Below are 20,414 nucleotides of genomic sequence, written 5' to 3' on the forward strand. Positions count from 1 at the left end.
TGCGCTTACTGCCTTTTTGATTCTTTCTCAAGGAAAGTACCTCCTTTTTTACTTTAAACCACGATCGAAACAAAATGACCCGATGAAGACGATCGGGTCACTCAGTTCATTTTTGCTTTTCGTATGCGCCAATGATCTTCGCCACAAGCGGGTGTCTGACCACATCTGTCTGGTCTAATTCAATAAATGAGATGCCCTTGATCTCTGCAAGCATGTCCTTTGCAGCCGCAAGACCTGATTGCATGCCCTTTGGCAGATCAATCTGTGTAATATCTCCTGTAATGACCATTTTAGAACCAAACCCAAGTCTCGTCAAAAACATTTTCATTTGGGCAGGTGTTGTATTCTGCGCTTCATCTAAAATAACAAATGCATCATCAAGCGTCCGGCCTCTCATATAGGCAAGGGGTGCTATTTCAATCACGCCGCGCTCGATTAAACGTTCCGTATGATCACTGCCAAGCACATCATGCAAGGCATCATATAGTGGTCTTAAATAAGGATCTACTTTTTCCTTTAGATCGCCTGGTAAAAAGCCAAGACTCTCTCCTGCTTCAACAGCTGGTCTTGTCAGGATAATCCGTTTCACATGTCCATTTTTCAATGAATGTACCGCATTGACGACTGCCAAATACGTCTTTCCTGTACCAGCTGGTCCAATTCCAAAGACCAGGTCATCTTTTTTCATCGCCGCAGCATATTCCCGCTGGCCGATTGTTTTCACCCTGATCGACTTTCCTTTGGCATTTTTCGTAATTTCATCTTCATACATATTCTCAAAATAATTCAGCTTGTTTTTTTGCGCCATTTTAATGGCATAGACGACATCCCGTTCAGATATCTCGATTCCTTTACGGATGAGATGTAAAAGAGATGTGATCAAACGGCTTACTGTATCTCTTGATGCTTCCTCACCAGAAACATACACTTTTTCTCCACGCGTAATAATGGAGACGTTCAGCTCGTTTTCCATTAGTTTCAGATAAGCATCTTGATTGCCAAATAAAGCAATCGCTTCGTTTGGACTATCCAATTTTTGTTGAATCTCAAGTAAATGTTCTGTCATTCTCTAGTCTCCCTGAACAATAGGTGTTGGTTGAACAATATCTTCTATTACTTGGTAAAGGATGATTAACTTAACTTTACCATTCCCTGTTGTCTCGTGCAAAACTTTTTCACTTTTCACCTCTCCTGTTTGACCTAGCTTCTCTTCTAATTCTTTTTTACCCATTTTAATCCCTGCTTGAACCGCTTCTTTATTTGTGTATTCTCGATTTATTTTCTCACTTTCACGTGTGATTTCCTTTTCATAAGAGAATGGGAGCTGCATGTTTAAGAAATGAAGCGGATGAACTTCTGTTTCTGTTTTTGGCTGCTTAAAATCATCCTTTTTAAAAGAAAAGCCCCAAAATGGCAGTGAGCCTCCAAATGCGGAGAGCTTGTGCTTTGTCTTCATTTTACCCGTAAAGACGTCAAAAGATGTTCGAAGAGGGACAGAAACTTCAGAACGATACCACGTTTCACCATAGATTTTCGCTTTGGCTCCTACCGTTTTCTGCTGATCTTCGCTGCCAATGAGTCCAGAGACAAGCATCTGTCCTTTCTTTACATGTTCATCAACCGCGGCGAGCGGCTCCCCTTTTTCTACATACATTCTCGTGATGACAGCCTTTTTCTTGGCGACGATATGCTGAGGACTCGTGTATTTCTCTTTTTCTGGTTCATTTTTTTCCACAACTTTCATTTGAAAGGTTGTGCCGTTTAGTTCAACGCCGACCCATGTGATACTTTGAATATTGGTTGTCAGGGATTTTTGAATTTTTTCAGGTGTTCCCATTAGAAACTGAAAACGTCCTTTTTGCACCCCAATGTCGTCTAAATGCTTTCTCATTTGATGTTCAGTTTCTGGATTGGCTCCTTTAATATCAATTTTCCATACCATGTTTGAAAGCGCCAATATCGTCACTAGAAAGCATACAATCCCAAGGGTAAATCCGATATTCTTCCTTGACCAAAGAAGTAGAAACGGAAAACCCTTTTTTTGATGAAATGAACATGTCACGTCATGATGTCTGCGTACTTTTCTGAAGGCATGTACATCTGATAGGCGAATAAATAAGCGCACGCTGTCTTGACGGCGGCTCACTTGTAACATTGTGATCCCCTGCCTCGTGCACTCATTGATGAGCCGCTCAATGCCATTTCCTTTGATCTCCACTTCCACTCTGCCAATAAAATAGCCGAACCATTTATTCTTCACGCTTCTCCCCTCCGTCAGTTAAGAATCAATATAACGGACCTCATCGATTTTCCCTTCCAATAAAATCTCTTCTGGCAAAATCGTTTTAATCACAAAATCTTTCCCTGAAATAATGCATTGTCCCTGTTTGAGCATCAGCCTTACCTCTTGATCACTGAAAAGCAAAAGCCCTTTATGGTTCTCTATGTAAATGTGGAGTCTGCCAACCATTGTAATACGGGGAAGATCCATCATCACGTCTGGAGGGATTTCAAGTGTTCTTGTCAGCCATGCTTTAAGTCGATTTTTTCTTTTTCCCATTCAATAAGAACCCCTTCCCACCTCATGTGTATGATTTCAAACTGAAAGATGGTGAGACTGATGAGAAAGCCTCTATATCATCCTATTCCTCAGGGGTTCATATCATGCTAATGAATCCCGTAAAACAGCCGTTTCAGCATTTTCTTTATGAAAAATCGTTATCAGACAAAAAAAGCCCCCTTTTTTGAAGGGGACTTTCTTCTTTATCTTTTATATGGCCGTTTCATCGTTCTGTGCGGCTTTTTCGCGCGCGGCTCTCCAAATACTTCTCCAAGGATCATTCCTTGAACAATTGTATCTTGGTTCAGCTTCTCAATGATTTTTGGCCTCACTTCAGCAGATGCAGCCTTTGGCCTTGTCAGCTCTCTTTCAAGCGATTGAAACTCTTTGTTCAACTCGTTTTTTCTTTCTTCCATTTCGGCAAGTGTAGCCGTATAGCGATCTTGTAAGGACTGAGAAGTTTTTTTCTTCATCCCGCCATGATCATGTACATCACCGAAATCGTCCAGCTGATCCGTCACGACTGGATCTGGACTTGTTTGCTTTGTTTGTTTTTGGGCCACCGGCTTACGCTGAGGAGCGGGCTTCTTTTGCTGATTCTTCTCTTCGTTCTCCTCTTGTTTGCCGATTTTCCCAAAGACGGCAGAGATGATACCGATGATAATCGCAATTAGTAGCGGATTTTCAAATAGAATGTCCAATGGGCTCCCTCCTTAAAGCGTGAGAGGATGCTTATTTGTTTTCATTATCAGATGGACCTTTTGTCATTTTACCAAATGAATCTCTCATATCCGTATCAGCATCGATATTTTTAATGTTCATGTAGTCCATGACACCAATATTGCCTTCACGTAATGCTTCAGCCATTGCAAGTGGTACTTCAGCCTCTGCTTCTACTACTTTCGCGCGCATTTCTTCAACTTTCGCACGCATCTCTTGCTCTTGTGCAACAGCCATTGCGCGGCGTTCTTCTGCTTTCGCCTGTGCAATGTTTTTGTCTGCTTCTGCTTGGTCTGTTTGCAGAATCGCCCCGATGTTTTTACCGATATCCACATCTGCGATATCAATCGAGAGAATTTCAAATGCAGTACCTGAATCTAATCCTTTACCAAGAACCGTTTGAGAAATCATATCAGGATTCTCAAGAACCTTTTTATGATTATCTGATGAACCGATTGTCGAGACAATCCCTTCACCTACACGGGCAATAATTGTTTCTTCCCCTGCACCACCGACAAGACGGTCGATGTTTGCACGAACTGTAATACGTGCTTTTGCTTTGACTTCAATCCCGTCCATCGCAACACCAGAGATAAATGGTGTTTCAATGACTTTAGGGTTTACACTCATTTGAACTGCTTCTAGTACATCACGGCCTGCTAGGTCGATGGCTGCACAGCGGGCAAAGTTCAATTCGATATTCGCGCGTTGAGCTGCAATTAATGCGTTCACAACTCGGTCCACGTTACCACCTGCAAGATAGTGGCTCTCCAGCTGGTTAATCGTCACATCAAGACCTGCTTTATGTGCTTTGATGAGCGGGTTGACCACTCGGTTTGGAATGACTCGGCGCAGTCTCATTCCTACAAGTGTAAAAATGCTCACTTTTACGCCAGCCGCTAGGGCAGAAATCCACAGCATCACCGGTACAAAGGTGAAAAAGATCGAAAGAACAATCAAACTTGCTGCGATAATCACAAATAATAGTAAAGTAGATGGATCCATTTTATTCCTCCTCTAAAATCAGTATATCTATACTTTCCTCACGACAATGCGTGAGCCTTCCGCTTTCACAATTTTTACTTGTTCATCCTTATCGATAAATGCACCTTCTGACACAACATCAATACGCTCATCTCCGAATACGATCGTACCAGATGGACGAAGTGCAGTTGCTGTCACTGCGATTTGTCCAACAAGATCTTCTCTTGTTTCATTTGAGACATAACCGCTTTCCTTATTGGTTGAATCGGTTAAAATGAACTTTTTAAAAAATTTCATACGTTTCCCCAACACCTTTGTCAATAAAATAACTGCTATGATTGAAACAGCAGTGGCAATCAAGATGGAAATCGCCATTTCTGTAAAGCTTCCAGCTGCTAAAAATAAGCTGACAACGACACAGATCAGTCCAATGACACCTACGATTCCCCCTGGCAAAAACAATTCCAGAATGATGAGTGCAATCCCTGCTAAAAACAGAAACAACGTCTCATATCCTGCAAAACCTGCCACGAGATGACCATAAAAGAATAGAAGAAGCGCTGTCACTCCCATGGTGCCTGGTACCCCAAAGCCAGGAGAATAGAGCTCAACAATTAACCCTAAACTTGCAATGGATAAAAGGATCGGAATGACAATTGGGTGCGTAAGAAAACGCGCAACCTTTTCAGCAAAGCTCACTTCATCGTATTGAACAGAAGCGTCTGTTAATTTCAGCTTCTGAAGCAAGTCATCCATATTTTTTGCTTCACCTTCTGCATACCCGAATTGAAGCGCCCGGTCTGTGTTAAAGGTGAGCAATTCCCCTTTTGGTGCACCGGCTTCTTTTGCGTCTATATCTACATCCGCCATGGCAAGAGCATACTTTGGATCACGCCCCTGCTTTTCGGCAGCATCACTCATTTCAGCAAGCCATAGAGATTCAGATTTTTGATCGGCAGCATTGCCTTCTCCATCAATGATCGCAGCAGCCCCCATTTTTCCATTCGGGGTCATATAAATTTGATCCGCATTTAGCGCGATGAAGGCCCCGGCTGAAAGCGCTCTATGATTGACAAACGCTGTCACTGGGATATCGGAAGCACGAATGGTATCTGCGATCTCAAGCGCTGCATCGACTGCACCACCCGGTGTATTGATGTCGAGAATAATATGCTTCGCCCGTTCCGCCTTTGCCTGCTCAAACGATCGTTCAATGAATTTAGAAAGTCCTTTTTCTACTGTATCTTCAATTGGGATAACATGAACTTTCTGATCTGCTGATTTCGCGGTCAATTGAACCCCTAATAACAAGCATATTATAAAACAACTGAAGAGAGCAATAGAAATTTTTATTTTTTTCATCTATTTGGTGATCCCTCCTCTCTTTCTTCCATTTTACTGTTCCTTTACATACGTTACAAATGTATCATAGGTTTCATTTTTATATGACAGAATCATGAAGGCATAAAAAAAGTACCCTTCTAACAATAGAAGGATACTTTTTTATTGAGACAGCTGCTCGCTGACAAGTCTGTTAATGACAGCTCCATCAGCTTTACCTTTTACTTTTGGCATAATAGCGCTCATGACTTTACCCATGTCAGCCTTTGAGGAAGCACCTGTTTCAGCAATCGTTTCTTTCACGATCGTTTGCAGTTCTTCTTCAGAAAGCTGTTCAGGTAAATAAACGTCTAAAATGTCAATCTCTTTTTGAACTTTATCTACTAAATCTAAGCGATTAGCTTTCGAAAATTCATGGAGGGAGTCTTTACGTTGCTTAATCTCGCGGGAAAGGACGGTTAGTTCCTCATCGCCGGTCAAACTGTCTTTCTTAAGCTTAATTGCTTCATTTTGCAGCGAAGCCTTTACCATACGAATGACAACAAGCTTGTCTTTCTCACGGTTTTTCATCATAAGCTTCATATCAGAATTTAATTGCTCAAGAAGACTCATAAAATCCACCCTCTTTAGAATTTACGTTTTCTAGCAGCTTCAGACTTTTTCTTGCGCTTTACGCTAGGCTTTTCATAAAATTCACGCTTTCTTGCTTCTTGCAATGTTCCAGTTTTGGATACACTGCGTTTAAAGCGACGAAGAGCATCTTCAAGCGATTCGTTTTTTCTAACGACCGTTTTTGACATTCTCTTTCCCTCCCTCCGAATACACCAATCGACTGCATTAAAAAAAGATATACATGCAAAACATGTACCTAGACATTATAATATAAGCCTTGTGTGAGGTCAACTAAGTGATTTGGAAATATATTTTCGTCATGAGCAGGTAGACAAGTCCATATATTCATTGGTAAGAGGAGGACTTTTCTATGATGGCGATCATTTATTTTTGTGCACTTATTTTCATTTTTTTATGGTCAATGGGTTTGCTGAGAAAAGGATTAATGGCGCTTGCGTCGTCTCGTATTGAGAAATCACTTCTTCTCTTTACAGATCACCCGGTCAAAGCATTCTTGGTCAGCATTGTGTTTACAGGGGTTCTACAAAGCAGTTCGGCATTTATGGTCATCGTCATCGGCTTTGTCAGTACAGGCATTCTCTCTTTTAAAAAATCAATCCCTATGATTCTTGGAACCAATATTGGCTCCACGTTTACGACAGAATTTATCGCTATTAAAATGGACGTGTTCATGTGGGTTTTGATCATAGCCGGTCTTGTATGCATCCTTTTTGGCAGGACATCTTTTAGACATGCAGGAAAAAGTTTATTTGGGCTCGGGATGATCTTTTTTTGCATACAAGGCTTTTCGAAAATTGCAGGGATGATGACAAGCCAGCCTGAGACATTGCGTTTTCTTGAAATGATGCAGCATTCAGACTGGACAGCGCTGCTTTCGGGTACCATTTTCACAGCGATTGTTCATTCGAGCTCCGTCTGTATCGGCATTTTAATGGGATTTATGAACGAAGGAACTGTGGCACTTCAGGAAGGCATCAGCTTTGTGTTAGGTTCCAATATTGGGACATGTATTACGGCTGTGATGGCTGCGATATCTGGCGGCTACGCAGCGCGTCAAACGGCTTATGCACACGTCGTGTTTAATGTACTGGGGGTTCTTTTATGCCTCCCGTTTCTCGCCCTGATCACAGAGGTTGTCGCCCTTCTCGCAAGCTCACCCGCCCAGCAGATTGCGCATTTCAGTCTGCTGTTTAATGTGGCAAGCTCTCTCCTCTTCTTCCCGTTCATACGCCCTTTTCACGCATTAATCTTGTGTCTCATGCCGAATCAGTCAAAATAAAAGAAACCGGCTTGCCTTTTTGGCTGCCGGTTTTTTATCTATTATGAGGTCATTCTCACTTTGTCTGGCTTCACATCATCGCTGATGCGAACGAATTGTCCTTCGTTATAAGGATAACCCGCTTTCGTAATTTTCACTTTGACCAGACGGCCGATCATGTCCTCTGTTCCTTCAAAAACAACCTTCATATAGTTATCGGTATAACCAACATAAAGATTGTGGTTTCCTTCTTGTTCTTTGAAGGATTCTTCCGGAATAATTTCTAGCACATCACCTTCATATGCAGATGCATACTCTTTCGCAAGCTGGTCAGAAAGAGCGATCAAACGGTGAACACGTTCGTTTTTCACATTTTCATCCACTTGATCTTCCATTCTTGCAGCCGGCGTACCTGTACGTTTGCTGTAAGGGAAGACGTGCAGCTCAGAGAATTGATGGTCTTTGACAAAATTGTACGTTTCCAAGAACTCTTCTTCTGTTTCCCCAGGGAATCCTACGATTACATCAGAGGTGACAGCAAGTCCTGGCAATGCTTTTTTCAGCTTTGTTAAACGCTCTGCAAAGAATTCCATCGTATATTTACGGCGCATTCTTTTTAGCACAGTATTTGAGCCAGATTGAAGCGGGATGTGTAAGTGTCTGACAATTTTATCTGACTGATCAAGCACTTCAATCACTTCATCTGTAATTTGACTAGCTTCAATAGATGAAATACGGATTCGTTTTAAGCCAATAACACGTTCATCTAATGCTCTCAGAAGCTTCGCAAAGTTATAATCCTTTAAGTCTTCTCCGTATCCGCCTGTGTGAATACCTGTAAGCACAATTTCTTTATAGCCTGCATCAACAAGCTGCTGCGCTTGATTGATGACTTCTTCTGGATCGCGAGAACGAAGAAGTCCGCGTGCCCAAGGAATAATGCAGAATGTACAGAAGTTGTTACAGCCTTCTTGGATTTTTAATGAAGCGCGCGTTCTGTCTGTAAAGGCAGGAACATCAAGTTCTTCAAACACACGTGCTTTCATGATATTGCCTACCCCGTTGATCGGCTGTCTTTCTCTGCGGTATTCTTCTATATAACCTAGTAATTTATGTCTGTCCTGTGTTCCAACCACAATATCAACACCAGGAATCGCCATGATTTCTGCTGGAGATGTTTGCGCATAGCAGCCAGTTACACAAATGACACCATCCGGGTTATGACGAATGGCTCTTCTAATGACTTGGCGGCTTTTCTTATCGCCTGTATTCGTGACCGTACATGTATTAATGACATATACGTCTGCTTTTGATTCATACTCTTTTCTTTCATAGCCAGCTTCTTTAAACAGCTGCCAGATCGCCTCTGTTTCATAGTGGTTGACCTTACAGCCAAGTGTATGGAACGCTACTGTTCCCATCATGATTCACCTCTTAATAACTCTGTTTGATAAGATATAGCGGAAAGCGCGTATAAAGGAGCGGTTTCCGTTCTTAAAATGCGTGGTCCGAGCCCGCAAATGACTGCACCAAGCGTTTCAAGCTCTTCAATCTCCTTTTCTGCCAAACCGCCTTCAGGGCCAAAAACCACTAGCAAGGTTTGTCCGCCTTTCATCTGTTGAAGCACAGTTTGAAAACGGCTTTGCTCTCCTTCTTTCGATGATTCTTCGTATGCAACGACACATTTATCGAATTCACCAGCTAATTGCGTCAGCTCTTTAAACGTTGATACTGAATAAACACGCGGAATGATATTCCGGTAGGACTGCTCTGCTGCTTCTTTCGCGATTTTCTCCCAGCGCTCTCGTTTTTTATGTGACTTTTTTTGGTCTAGCTTTGTAATAGAACGAGCCGCTTGAAATGGGATAAAAGCACTTGCGCCAAGCTCTGTGCCTTTTTGGATAATGAGCTCAAGCTTATCTCCTTTTGGAAGACCGCTTGCGATCGTCACCCGAATCGGAAGTTCTCTGTCCTGATTTGTCCAGCTTTCAAGGTGACAAATCACTTCTTCCTTTGTTATTGTATCAATTTTACTGAGCGCTTCAAAGCCGTCTGTTGTTAAACAAAGGATTTCCTGCCCTGCTTTCATCCGCATGACATTGGAAAGATGATGTACATCTTCACCTTTTATAACGATTGCTCCCTTTAACGTCACTTCTTCTTTCGTGAGGTCGATAAAATATCGTTGCATACGTGTCCTGACACCTACTCGCTTTATTTTTTCGCTATAATGCTGACCCAATCTTCCATTGACAGCACTTCAACAATATCAAAACCTGCTTCTTCTAATGCTGTTTTGACTTGTAATTTCTTTTGTCCAATGATGCCTGATGTAATGAAATAGCCATCTTTCTTCAATAGGTCATAGGCTTGATCTGTAAAGCGCAAAATTACTTCTGCCAGAATGTTGGCGACAATCACATCACGCTCACCTGAAATCCCATCAAGCAAGTTGTTTTGTTTGACCGTCACTTGGTCACTTACACCATTTAGTTCGATGTTTTGCTTCGCACTTTCTACCGCAACGGTGTCGAGATCAAAGGCTTGAATGTCTTTTGCACCAAGCATCGCTGCTGCCACACTTAAAATCCCAGAGCCTGTTCCAACATCAATCACCGTATCGTTTTCCTTTACATAGCGCTCAAGCGCCTGAATACAAAGGACGGTTGTGGGATGCGTACCTGTTCCAAATGCCATTCCAGGGTCCATTTCAATAATCAGTTCATCAGAATGAACCGGTGTATATTCTTCCCACGTTGGAACGATGGTGAATTTTTCAGAAATTTTCACAGGATGATAGTATTTCTTCCATGCGGTGGCCCATTCTTCTTCATTTACTTCACAAATTGACAGTGTATTGCGTCCAAGGTCAATATCGTATAGAAGAAGATTGTTGATGGCTTCTTTGATCTCATCTACCGTTTCCATCAAAAAGCTGTTCATTGGAAGATAGGCTTTGACAATGACACCTTCATCCGGATAGTCATTCGGATCGAGCTGGTAGATCTCACCGTATACATTTTCACGTTCCTTGACTAAATCAAGCGGGTCCTCAATCACGACACCACTTGCACCTGCTTCATGCAAAATATTGGTGATCGGTTCCACCGCTTCATTTGTTGTATGGACGCTAATTTCTGACCACTTCAATACTACCAACTCCTTATCCGTCTTACTCGCCTTTAAATGCGCGTTTTACCTTATCGAAAAAGCTCATTTCTTGTTCGTCCGGTTTATTTCCGCTCACTTCAGCAAATTTTCTAATGATATCTTTTTGATTGTCTGTTAAATTTGTCGGTGTGACGACACGTACAACGATATGCTGATCGCCTTGGCCGTAGCCGCGTACATTTTTCACACCTTTTCCTTTAAGTCTAAACTTCGTACCAGTTTGAGTGCCAGCAGGAACTTTTAATTTTACTTTTCCGTGTAATGTTGGCACTTCAATTTCGTCACCTAATGCAGCTTGGGCAAAGGTGAGCGGCATCTCGCAGTAAATGTCATCTCCATCACGTTCGAAGAATTCATGCGCACGCACATGGAATACAACGAATAGATCGCCTGGAGGTCCTCCATTTACACCTGGTTCACCTTGACCAGATACTCTGAGCTGCTGACCATCATCAACACCTGCAGGGATTGTCACGTTAATTTTCTTACGCTTACGCACTTTGCCAGATCCGCCGCATGTTGAACATTTATGATCAATTTGTTTCCCTGTTCCGCTACAGTAGTTACATACTCTGCGGTTGACCACTTTACCAAATGGAGTTGACTGTTCAACATTTAATTGACCAGAACCTCCGCAATGTGAACAAGTTTTCGCCTGCGTACCAGGCTTTGCACCTGATCCATGACATGTTTCACAAGATTCTTCACGAGGGATTTCAATCGTTGCTTCTTTTCCAAATGCCGCTTCTTCGAATGAAAGCGTCATTGTATATTGCAGGTCCGCTCCTTGGCGTGGTGCATTTGGATCTCTTCTTCTCGCTCCGCCGCCAAAAATACTAGAGAAGATGTCATCAAAGCCGCCGAAGCCGCCAAAGTCTCCTCCTCCACCAAAACCGCCACCGCCAAAGCCTTGGTTTGGATCGGTATGACCGAACTGGTCATAATGCGAACGTTTTTGATCATCAGAAAGGGTTTCATAGGCTTCTTTTACTTCTTTGAATTTCTCATCTGAGCCAGCTTCTTTATTAATATCAGGGTGATACTTTTTTGAAAGCTTGCGGTATGCCTTTTTGATTTCGTCCTTTGAGGCGCTCTTACTTACGCCAAGCACTTCATAGTAATCACGCTTACTCATCTCTTCACACTCCCGATTTTCTCACATAAATACGATTGTATCATTTTGATTTAACTTTTTTCAATTCCTTTCATCGTTGAAAAGAAAAAAAGTCAAAGCCAAGAGATCCTGACTTTGACTTTCTGACGAGTACGTTTCAGCAGCCTTTTTCAAAAGTAAAGGTGATTATTTTTTCTCTTGATCGTCGTTTACTTCTTCGTATTCTGCATCCACTACATTGTCATCTGCTTTTTGAGCACCTTCAGCGCCTTCTTGCTGAGCTTGTGCTTGTTTTGCAGCTTCTTCATAGAGCTTTGTCGTTAATTCTTGAACGATTGTTTGCAGCTCATCTTTTTTCGCTTTGATGTCTTCAAACTCGCCTTTTTCGATCGCAGCTTTTAGTGCATCTTTCGCGTCGTTTGCTTTTTTCACTTGCTCTTCATCGATTTTGCCTTCTAGATCTTTTAATGTTTTTTCAGTTGTAAACACTAATTGATCTGCTTCGTTGCGCACTTCGATTTCTTCTTTTTTCTTCGCATCTGCTTCAGCATTTTCTTCTGCTTCTTTAACCATTTTTTCGATCTCATCATCAGAAAGACCTGAAGAAGATTTGATTGTGATGTTTTGCTCTTTGCCTGTACCCATATCTTTCGCACGTACGTTGACAATACCGTTTTTATCGATATCAAATGATACTTCAATTTGTGGTACGCCGCGTGGTGCTGGCGGGATATCAGTCAATTGGAAGCGGCCTAATGTTTTGTTATCTGCAGCCATTGGGCGCTCACCTTGCAAGACATGGATATCTACAGCTGTTTGGTTGTCAGCAGCCGTTGAGAATACTTGAGATTTACTTGTTGGAATTGTTGTATTACGTTCAATCAGCTTCGTGAATACGCCGCCCATTGTTTCAATTCCTAAAGAAAGTGGTGTTACGTCAAGAAGAACAACGTCTTTGACATCTCCTGTGATGACTCCGCCTTGGATCGCTGCACCAAGTGCAACTACTTCATCAGGGTTTACACCTTTATGAGGCTCTTTGCCTGTTTCTTTTTTGATTGCTTCTTGGACTGCAGGAATACGAGTTGATCCACCAACAAGGATGACTTTATCAATCTCGCTAGCAGATAAACCAGCATCTTTCAGTGATTGACGTACAGGTGTCATTGTACGCTCTACAAGATCTGCAGAAAGCTCTTCGAATTTAGCACGCGTTAACGTTAATTCAAGGTGAAGAGGTCCTGCTTCTCCAGCTGTGATAAATGGCAGTGAAATTTGTGTAGAAGATACACCTGAAAGATCTTTTTTCGCTTTTTCAGCCGCATCTTTTAAACGCTGAAGCGCCATTTTATCTTTAGAAAGATCAATGCCATTTTCTTTTTTGAATTCAGCCACTAGGTGATCAATGATGACTTGGTCAAAATCGTCTCCACCTAGACGGTTGTCCCCAGCAGTTGAGCGCACTTCAAAGACGCCGTCTCCAAGTTCAAGAACTGACACGTCAAATGTACCGCCGCCAAGGTCGTATACAAGGATCGTTTGATCTTCATCTGTTTTATCTAAACCATACGCAAGTGCAGCTGCTGTTGGTTCGTTGATGATACGTTCCACTTCAAGACCGGCAATTTTACCAGCATCTTTTGTTGCTTGACGTTCTGCATCGTTGAAGTAAGCAGGAACAGTGATAACTGCTTTTGTTACTTCTTCGCCAAGATAGCCTTCAGCGTAAGATTTAAGGTGTTGAAGAATGATTGCAGAGATTTCCTGCGGTGTATAGTTCTTGCCTTCAACTTCTACTTTATAATCTGTACCCATATGTCTTTTAACAGACATGATCGTGTTTGGGTTTGTAATTGATTGACGTTTTGCTACTTCACCCACTTGGCGCTCTCCGTTTTTAAAAGCGACAACAGATGGTGTTGTACGTGCTCCTTCAGCGTTTGCAATGACTTTTGGCTCGCCGCCTTCAAGTACTGCAACACATGAGTTTGTTGTTCCTAAGTCAATCCCAATGATTTTACTCATATTCGATGACCTCCCATTATGTAGTTATTGATTTACTTTTACCATTGATGGACGAATAACTCGATCTTTGAGTTTATAGCCCTTTTGCAATTCTTCTACAACGATATTTGAATCATAGTTTTCATCTTCAACTTGCATGACGGCTTGATGAAGGTTTGGATCGAACTCTTTGCCGACAGCTTCAATTGGTTCAACGCCTTCATTTTTCAACGCTTCTACCAGCTGGCGGTAAACCATTTGCATTCCTTCTAACAAACTTTTCGTCTGCTCATTGTCTGGATCAATTCCAAGCGCTCTTTCAAAGTTATCAAGAGCTGGGAGAAGATCACTGACAACATGTTGAGAACGATATTTTTGCACGGTCTCCACTTCAGTTCGAGCACGGCGTTTATAGTTTTCAAAATCCGCTTGAACACGCAGAATTTTGTTTTCTTTTTCATCTAGAAGCTGCTGCAATTCATCGATTTTTTCTTGGAAGGCAGACTGTTCATCATGTGTTACTTCCTCATTATCTGCTTGAACTGCTTCTTCTTGTGCTTCAACCTCTGCTTCTTGCTCAGGTGTCTGTTTTTCTTCTGACATTGTGTTCACCTCCCTCAAAAGATTCAAAAATACGAAGGGGCTGTGCCCCTATCTTTTATCACCCTACTCATCATACAAATTGGAAAGTGCGTTTGACAAGTCTTTTGATACATGATGCAAGAGACTGACAACCCTGCCATAATCCATACGGGTTGGACCGATGACAGCAATGGAGCCGAGTGATTTTTGATCAATCGAATAAGTGGCTGTGATTAAGCTGCAGTTCTCCATCGCTTCCAAATTGTTTTCTGAACCGATTTTGATGGTGATTCCTTGCTGATTTGGATGAAACAGCTGCATGACATCATTCTTTTGCTCAATAAGCATCATGAGTGAACGAATGCGGTCAATGTCATGAAACTCCGGCTGATTCAACATATTAATCTTCCCGCCAAAGAAAAGTTTTGATTCATTTTGAGTCGATGTAAATGTATTGCCGAGCGCATCTAAAATATGATCATAATCTTTTAAATGCGTGCGAAGAAGCATCACAACTTCTTTATACATTCTGTCCTTCAGCTGATCCATCGGGACTCCGGCTAGGCGGCTGTTTAAAATATTCATCAGCTTCTCAATATCGGAGACATCGAGATGCTCAGAGAAGGTAATGGTTTTGTTTTCAACATGTCCGCTGTCTGTAATCATGATTGCCACTGCTTTGTTCGGCTGAACAGGGACAAGCTGAATTTGCTTTAATCGATTTTCACTTAGCTTTGGACCAAGCACAATCGATGTATAGTTTGTGAGATCTGATAAAATTTCCGCCGATTTTTGAACTGTTTTTTCCAGCTCAAAAATTTTCTCCTGAAAGGCCGATTGGATGAGCACAAGCTCTTTAGACGACAGTTTTCGCGGAGAGAGCAAATGATCTACATAATAACGATATCCTTTTTCGGAAGGAATTCTTCCTGATGAAGAATGGGTCTTTTCAATAAAACCAAGTTCCTCCAAATCAGCCATTTCGTTTCTAATCGTCGCAGAGCTGAATGTAATGTCTTCTTTTTTAGAAAGAGTCCTTGATCCAACTGGCTGCGCCGAACGAATAAAGTCATTAATGATGACTTGCAGAATCAAAAGCTGACGATTTGTTAACATCATCATCACCCCTGTTAGCACTCTCTTTCAACGAGTGCTAATTGTATAAACAAAATTACCAAACTCAAATTAAAATGTCAATTATAACTCACCGAGAAACGCTTGAAATACTTCATTCCCTAACAATTTTCCTTTTCTTGTTAAACGGATCCCAATGTCATCTTTTACAATGAGGCCTTTTTCTTCTAATTCTTCAAGAACAGTGGGAAAAAGTGCTTCTGGTGCAGTACCATATTTTGCTTGGAAATCAGCACTTTTCACTCCTTCGATCTTTCGAAGACCTAAAAACATTTCTTCTTCTATTTGCTCTGCTTTTGTGACCTCATGTGTTTCCTTATACGGGAACCCTGTTTGGTCAATCAGCTCCAAATAATGTTTCACCGGCCCTGCATTCACATTTCGGACGCCATCTACATACCCGTGTGCGCCTGCACCAAAACCGAAGTAATCTTCATTGCTCCAATAGGTCAGGTTATGCTGGCTTTCAAAGCCAGGTTTAGCGTAATTGCTAATTTCGTACTGCTTTAATCCATGGCGCTCCATTTCATCCATCACAAGCTCATACATTTCAGCCTCACGTTCTTGCGGCGGTAAATGAAGTTTTCCCTTTTGCATTAAGTTGTAAAAAACGGTTTTCGGCTCGACGATGAGTGAGTAAACCGAATAATGCTCTGCACCCAGCGAGAAAGCCGTCTCAAGTGAATTCATCACATGATGCTTTTCTTGATGCGGCAAGCCAAACATGAGATCGAGGCTAATATTGTCAAATCCAACCGCTCGAGCTCGCTCAAAGGACGTAAGGACATCCTTTTTTTGATGAACTCGTCCGATTTTTTTGAGCAAATCGTCTTCAAAGGTTTGAACACCAAAACTCAGCCGATTGACACCGGCTTCTTTTAACACATGCAGCTTCTCGAGTGATAATTCATCTGGGTTCGCTTCCACTGCAAATTCAATCAGGTTTTTTGTCGGCTTTAATACACGGTGAATGCTGTTCATGAGCTTGTCTAGCTGGCTGACAGTCAGTGATGTCGGGGTTCCCCCGCCAATAAAAATCGTCTTGAGTTCCTGCTCGCCCTTTTGTTCGATCGTATGCTGCATCTCTTTTTCAAGAGCCGCTAAGTATTCATCGACTGGCTGCGTTTTAATGAAAAATTTATTGAAATCACAATAGTGGCAAATGTGCTCACAAAATGGAATGTGAATGTATGCTGCTTTCATTTGATGACACCTTCTTTACAGGTAAAGAGCCGCAGTTTATCGCTGCGGCGCCTTTGTTTGTTATCGACTATAAACGTCAAGGCGAACATTGTAAAGCAAGCAGCCTTGAGGATGTTATTTTTTCGGTGTGCTGTCATCCATCTTCAGCACGGCCATAAATGCTTCTTGCGGGACTTCAACAGAGCCCACTTGCTTCATGCGCTTTTTCCCTTCTTTTTGCTTCTCAAGAAGCTTTCTTTTCCGGGAAATGTCTCCACCATAACATTTGGCAAGTACGTTTTTACGCATCGCTTTAATGGTGGAACGAGCAACGATTTTTTGACCGATTGCTGCTTGAACTGGCACTTCAAAGTGCTGGCGTGGAATCAGTTCTTTTAGCTTTTCTACAATGATCTTGCCTCGTTCATATGCATAATCGCGGTGAACAATAAAGGAAAGGGCATCGATTTTTTCGCCATTCAGCATGATATCCATCTTCACCAGCGTCGATGGACGATAGCCAATCAGCTCATAATCAAAGGACGCGTAGCCTTTTGTGTTAGACTTTAGCTGATCAAAGAATTCGTATACGATCTCTGCCAAAGGAATTTCGTACACAATGCTCACACGGTTCGCATCAAGATACTGCATATCGATGAAATTTCCGCGCTTTCCTTGGCAAAGCTCCATCACAGAGCCTACATAATCGTTCGGCACCATCATTGTTGCTTTTACATATGGTTCTTCAATTCGCTCAATCTTTTGCGGATCAGGCAGATTGGACGGGTTATCTACGACGATTTTTTCTCCATCTGTCATATATACATCATAAATAACACTTGGCGCTGTCGTAATCAGATCAATTTTAAATTCACGTTCAATCCGTTCTTGGATGATTTCCATATGAAGCATTCCAAGGAATCCGCAGCGGAAACCGAAGCCAAGTGCTTGGGATGTCTCTGCCTCATATTGAAGTGAAGAATCATTTAATTCAAGCTTTTCTAACGCTTCACGTAAGTCGTTGTATTTCGCTGTATCAATCGGATAAAGTCCGCAGTATACCATTGGGTTTAGCTTTCTGTATCCTGGCAGCGCTTCTTTCGCAGGGTTTTCCGCACTTGTGATCGTATCCCCTACTCGTGTATCACCGACATTTTTAATCGCAGCTGTTAAGTAGCCAACATCTCCAACGGTGAGTTCATCTGTTGGCATGGCTTTTGGTGTGAAAACGCCGACTTCAAGAACTTCAAATTCTTTCCCCGTCGCCATCATTTTAATTTTCTGACCAGGTCTGACGGTTCCTTCAACAATTCGTATGTACGCAATAACGCCGCGATACGCATCGTAAAGAGAATCAAAAATAAGCGCTTGAAGTGGTGCTTCTGGATCTCCAGCAGGTGCCGGCACCTTTTCAACGATTTGTTCTAAAATATCCTCGATTCCAATACCCGCCTTAGCAGAGGTGAGAACAGCTTCAGACGCATCCAACCCGATGACATCTTCAATTTCTTCTCTTACACGCTCAGGCTCTGCACTCGGCAGATCGATTTTATTGATAATCGGAAGAATTTCTAAGTTGTTATCAAGAGCTAAATAAACGTTCGCAAGTGTCTGTGCTTCAATTCCTTGTGCTGCATCTACTACGAGAATCGCACCCTCACAGGCAGCTAGGCTTCGAGATACCTCATAGGTGAAGTCGACATGCCCTGGTGTATCAATCAGGTGCATGATATATTCTTCTCCATCCTTCGCCTTATACTTCAGCTGGACAGAGTTTAATTTAATCGTTATGCCGCGTTCACGCTCTAAATCCATGGAATCAAGTAATTGTTCTTTCATTTCCCGTTGAGTAATCGCCGCTGTTTTTTCCAAAATACGGTCCGCCAATGTGGATTTCCCATGGTCAATATGGGCGATAATGGAGAAATTTCGAATTCTTGATTGCCGTTCTAATCGTTTTTCTTTATCTGTCACAATCTATCACTCCTACTATAAAACGCGGGTTGCGCTAGGTTAGATTATATCAATAGGGCTGTAAAGATTCAATCGAAATCAAGAAAAGCCGCTTATCGGTCAGCGGCTTTGATTAAAAGGGTGATATCTCATGAAATTCGTTTATTTCCCATTCACCCAATCATAAAGAGAACGGGCTGCATGTGTCATACCATCAGACAGGGCTTTTCCTGCTTTGGAAAAGGCATTAAAGCCTTCTATTTCCTCCAGCTGCTTTTGTTTTTCGGCAAGATCCTTTTCTGTAACAGCCGTTCCTAAGATAGAAGCTTCCTTTTCTTCATCTTCGTTCATGTGAATGGAGAAAGCTCCTTTTAATTGCGGATCATGGTAGCCCTTCATTTGCAGCATGCCATTATTCGCTTGCTGCATTCCTAAAAAGACACTAAACAGCAAGACCAATCCTAAAATAATGGTTTTCCCAATAAATGAGCCCATACCCGTCACCACCTTAAGAGCGTTTTTTCTCACCCGTTGCTTTGCCATCCACCTTTTCCGCGTCCCAGAAAATGTTGCTGAATACATCAGCTGCCGCATTGGATGCATTTCTTAATTCTTCCATATTATTATCCACTCCGCCAAATTCTAAAAGAAGGGCTTTGTCGGATAAATCTTGATTATAGATTCCATTATCGCCAATTTCTCCTTTGGCAAACACACCGACACTAAGCCCTTTATATTTTTTCTCCATCAAATGGTGGAACTCTGTCGCTAGCTTTAAGTTTTTCTCATAGCTTTGATTCTTCTTCCCTACAACAAACGCAATTCTCGCATATTTCTTCCCTTTGATTTCGACAGTCGTATCTTTCTTTCTTCTTGAGTCCCGGTGAATATCAATTAAATAATCGAGGTCATCATTTTTCGCTAAGGCTTCTTTCACGACCAATCTTGATTCATTATAAGACTGCGGATACTTTAATCCTTTTTTCACCAGTCTTTTTTCAATTTCCGTTTTGTCGACTGTATTGCCGATTCCTTGCTGATCAAGTGCCTTTCCAAACATGTCGCCGACAAGGGTAACATTCACTTTTGAGTGCCGTGCATTATTTGGGTTTGTTTCTCCTTTTAAAAATGGTAAATATGATTCCGTATTATGTGTGTGATAAATGTACACAGCTTTTCGTTTTCCTGTTGACCGGTCCGGTTCTTTGGCAGGCTTTTTCGGCCCATCTTCATCAAGCTTGTCCAGTTCAGCTAAATTTGCTTCTTTTTCATCTTGGATCACTTCACTCGGAGGCGGCGATTCCATTGGCATGTTGGTATAGTCTGTGCCTTCACCCGCTAAGATGATTTTTGTATCAAAATGTTCAAAGCCTGGAAGTTCTCTTCCTAGAAAACTGCGCGGGTCTTCTAAATTAATACTGGTTGCAAGCTTCAGTGACAGCCCAGAAAAATGAAATCCTTTTTGATCTTCTGGAACTGCTGAGGCGAAATATTGGTTTTCCATGCCCATTAAAGTGGCAAAAAATGCGCCAGAGAGCTCATCTGCTACACCATATAACGAGGCTTGCGGCCTCAGCTCAGGTTTTAAAGATGTTAAAGCCCCTGACATCACAAACACCACAACAAGAGCGGCAATAAATAAGAAAATACTTTTGACTACTTTCGTTCCATTAATCGCAACGACCAACTGTCGAGGACGGCGGGGTCTTTTTTTCATGATTTACTCCCTCCAGCACGCTTTCTAGTAATTACACTATGAGCGAGCTAGAGAAAGTAGA

General features: G+C 42.0%; 20 protein-coding genes. 1 reads left to right on the top strand and 19 read right to left on the bottom strand.

Annotation, left to right across the window (positions count from 1 at the left end):
• Positions 1-106: 106 nt before the first annotated feature.
• The 8 genes from MHI46_RS11735 to rpsU form a co-directional block, all read right to left on the bottom strand.
• A complete protein-coding gene (locus MHI46_RS11735) occupies positions 107-1,066 on the bottom strand; it encodes a PhoH family protein (protein ID WP_024423023.1) in 960 nt (319 codons plus the stop codon).
• Positions 1,067-1,069: 3 nt separating this feature from the next.
• A complete protein-coding gene (yqfD, locus tag MHI46_RS11740) occupies positions 1,070-2,260 on the bottom strand; it encodes a sporulation protein YqfD (RefSeq protein ID WP_064497618.1) in 1,191 nt (396 codons plus the stop codon).
• An 18-nt stretch (positions 2,261-2,278) separates the two neighbouring features.
• The gene (gene yqfC / locus MHI46_RS11745; protein WP_012010618.1) at positions 2,279-2,560 is read right to left on the bottom strand and encodes a sporulation protein YqfC; all 282 of its coding nucleotides are present in this window, start codon (positions 2,558-2,560) and stop codon (positions 2,279-2,281) included.
• Positions 2,561-2,763: 203 nt separating this feature from the next.
• Positions 2,764-3,261 (bottom strand): hypothetical protein, encoded by a 498-nt coding sequence (locus MHI46_RS11750; protein ID WP_064497619.1) that lies wholly within the window; start codon positions 3,259-3,261, stop codon positions 2,764-2,766.
• Between the two features lie 31 nt (positions 3,262-3,292).
• Positions 3,293-4,285 (bottom strand): flotillin-like protein FloA, encoded by a 993-nt coding sequence (gene floA / locus MHI46_RS11755; protein WP_106025016.1) that lies wholly within the window; start codon positions 4,283-4,285, stop codon positions 3,293-3,295.
• A 27-nt stretch (positions 4,286-4,312) separates the two neighbouring features.
• A complete protein-coding gene (locus MHI46_RS11760; RefSeq protein ID WP_058839062.1) occupies positions 4,313-5,626 on the bottom strand; it encodes a nodulation protein NfeD in 1,314 nt (437 codons plus the stop codon).
• 141 nt (positions 5,627-5,767) lie between these two features.
• Positions 5,768-6,217 (bottom strand): GatB/YqeY domain-containing protein, encoded by a 450-nt coding sequence (locus MHI46_RS11765; RefSeq protein ID WP_041086254.1) that lies wholly within the window; start codon positions 6,215-6,217, stop codon positions 5,768-5,770.
• A 14-nt stretch (positions 6,218-6,231) separates the two neighbouring features.
• The gene (gene rpsU, locus MHI46_RS11770; protein WP_003152957.1) at positions 6,232-6,405 is read right to left on the bottom strand and encodes a 30S ribosomal protein S21; all 174 of its coding nucleotides are present in this window, start codon (positions 6,403-6,405) and stop codon (positions 6,232-6,234) included.
• Between the two features lie 182 nt (positions 6,406-6,587).
• Between rpsU and MHI46_RS11775 the strand changes: the two genes are divergently transcribed.
• Complete coding sequence (locus MHI46_RS11775; RefSeq protein WP_041106927.1) at positions 6,588-7,517, top strand: Na/Pi symporter; 930 nt, start codon at positions 6,588-6,590, stop codon at positions 7,515-7,517.
• Positions 7,518-7,558: 41 nt separating this feature from the next.
• On the opposite strand, the gene mtaB is transcribed toward MHI46_RS11775, so the two are convergent.
• From mtaB to MHI46_RS11830, 11 genes are all read right to left on the bottom strand, one after another.
• On the bottom strand, positions 7,559-8,917 hold the full coding sequence (gene mtaB, locus MHI46_RS11780) for a tRNA (N(6)-L-threonylcarbamoyladenosine(37)-C(2))-methylthiotransferase MtaB (RefSeq protein ID WP_059374596.1): 1,359 nt from the start codon (positions 8,915-8,917) through the stop codon (positions 7,559-7,561).
• Positions 8,917-9,687 carry a 16S rRNA (uracil(1498)-N(3))-methyltransferase gene (locus MHI46_RS11785; protein WP_024427953.1) on the bottom strand — a complete coding sequence of 257 codons (771 nt, stop codon included), beginning with the start codon at positions 9,685-9,687 and terminating at the stop codon, positions 8,917-8,919. The genes mtaB and MHI46_RS11785 overlap by 1 nt, the downstream gene beginning before the upstream one ends.
• Before the next feature lie 23 nt (positions 9,688-9,710).
• Positions 9,711-10,646, bottom strand: coding sequence for a 50S ribosomal protein L11 methyltransferase (prmA, locus tag MHI46_RS11790; protein WP_024423032.1), 936 nt, complete (start codon positions 10,644-10,646; stop codon positions 9,711-9,713).
• 22 nt (positions 10,647-10,668) lie between these two features.
• Positions 10,669-11,802: a molecular chaperone DnaJ gene (dnaJ, locus tag MHI46_RS11795; protein WP_024427952.1), complete on the bottom strand. Its 1,134-nt coding sequence runs from the start codon at positions 11,800-11,802 to the stop codon at positions 10,669-10,671.
• 165 nt (positions 11,803-11,967) lie between these two features.
• On the bottom strand, positions 11,968-13,806 hold the full coding sequence (gene dnaK, locus MHI46_RS11800) for a molecular chaperone DnaK (RefSeq protein ID WP_048238923.1): 1,839 nt from the start codon (positions 13,804-13,806) through the stop codon (positions 11,968-11,970).
• A 24-nt stretch (positions 13,807-13,830) separates the two neighbouring features.
• Positions 13,831-14,388: a nucleotide exchange factor GrpE gene (gene grpE / locus MHI46_RS11805; RefSeq protein WP_058839059.1), complete on the bottom strand. Its 558-nt coding sequence runs from the start codon at positions 14,386-14,388 to the stop codon at positions 13,831-13,833.
• A 63-nt stretch (positions 14,389-14,451) separates the two neighbouring features.
• Complete coding sequence (hrcA, locus tag MHI46_RS11810) at positions 14,452-15,483, bottom strand: heat-inducible transcriptional repressor HrcA (protein ID WP_003217350.1); 1,032 nt, start codon at positions 15,481-15,483, stop codon at positions 14,452-14,454.
• An 81-nt stretch (positions 15,484-15,564) separates the two neighbouring features.
• Entirely contained in the window at positions 15,565-16,704 is a 1,140-nt protein-coding gene (gene hemW, locus MHI46_RS11815; protein WP_059374594.1) for a radical SAM family heme chaperone HemW, read from the bottom strand.
• 114 nt (positions 16,705-16,818) lie between these two features.
• Complete coding sequence (lepA, locus tag MHI46_RS11820) at positions 16,819-18,657, bottom strand: translation elongation factor 4 (RefSeq protein WP_024423038.1); 1,839 nt, start codon at positions 18,655-18,657, stop codon at positions 16,819-16,821.
• Between the two features lie 141 nt (positions 18,658-18,798).
• Positions 18,799-19,131 carry a YqxA family protein gene (locus tag MHI46_RS11825; protein WP_342502824.1) on the bottom strand — a complete coding sequence of 111 codons (333 nt, stop codon included), beginning with the start codon at positions 19,129-19,131 and terminating at the stop codon, positions 18,799-18,801.
• A 13-nt stretch (positions 19,132-19,144) separates the two neighbouring features.
• A complete protein-coding gene (locus MHI46_RS11830; RefSeq protein WP_342502825.1) occupies positions 19,145-20,353 on the bottom strand; it encodes a stage II sporulation protein P in 1,209 nt (402 codons plus the stop codon).
• Positions 20,354-20,414 lie beyond the last annotated feature (61 nt).

The organism is Bacillus sp. FSL K6-1000 (assembly GCF_038630785.1).
In the GTDB taxonomy this organism is placed as follows: domain Bacteria; phylum Bacillota; class Bacilli; order Bacillales; family Bacillaceae; genus Bacillus; species Bacillus safensis.

Coding starts and splice junctions, on each gene's coding strand:
- MHI46_RS11735 (WP_024423023.1), bottom strand. CDS start 1,066: ATGACAGAACATTTACTTGAGATTCAACAAAAATTGGATAGTCCAAAC.
- floA (WP_106025016.1), bottom strand. CDS start 4,285: ATGGATCCATCTACTTTACTATTATTTGTGATTATCGCAGCAAGTTTG.
- hrcA (WP_003217350.1), bottom strand. CDS start 15,483: ATGTTAACAAATCGTCAGCTTTTGATTCTGCAAGTCATCATTAATGAC.
- MHI46_RS11785 (WP_024427953.1), bottom strand. CDS start 9,687: ATGCAACGATATTTTATCGACCTCACGAAAGAAGAAGTGACGTTAAAG.
- MHI46_RS11775 (WP_041106927.1), top strand. CDS start 6,588: ATGATGGCGATCATTTATTTTTGTGCACTTATTTTCATTTTTTTATGG.
- hemW (WP_059374594.1), bottom strand. CDS start 16,704: ATGAAAGCAGCATACATTCACATTCCATTTTGTGAGCACATTTGCCAC.
- grpE (WP_058839059.1), bottom strand. CDS start 14,388: ATGTCAGAAGAAAAACAGACACCTGAGCAAGAAGCAGAGGTTGAAGCA.
- rpsU (WP_003152957.1), bottom strand. CDS start 6,405: ATGTCAAAAACGGTCGTTAGAAAAAACGAATCGCTTGAAGATGCTCTT.
- MHI46_RS11825 (WP_342502824.1), bottom strand. CDS start 19,131: ATGGGCTCATTTATTGGGAAAACCATTATTTTAGGATTGGTCTTGCTG.
- MHI46_RS11830 (WP_342502825.1), bottom strand. CDS start 20,353: ATGAAAAAAAGACCCCGCCGTCCTCGACAGTTGGTCGTTGCGATTAAT.
- mtaB (WP_059374596.1), bottom strand. CDS start 8,917: ATGGGAACAGTAGCGTTCCATACACTTGGCTGTAAGGTCAACCACTAT.
- MHI46_RS11760 (WP_058839062.1), bottom strand. CDS start 5,626: ATGAAAAAAATAAAAATTTCTATTGCTCTCTTCAGTTGTTTTATAATA.
- dnaJ (WP_024427952.1), bottom strand. CDS start 11,802: ATGAGTAAGCGTGATTACTATGAAGTGCTTGGCGTAAGTAAGAGCGCC.
- MHI46_RS11765 (WP_041086254.1), bottom strand. CDS start 6,217: ATGAGTCTTCTTGAGCAATTAAATTCTGATATGAAGCTTATGATGAAA.
- yqfC (WP_012010618.1), bottom strand. CDS start 2,560: ATGGGAAAAAGAAAAAATCGACTTAAAGCATGGCTGACAAGAACACTT.
- dnaK (WP_048238923.1), bottom strand. CDS start 13,806: ATGAGTAAAATCATTGGGATTGACTTAGGAACAACAAACTCATGTGTT.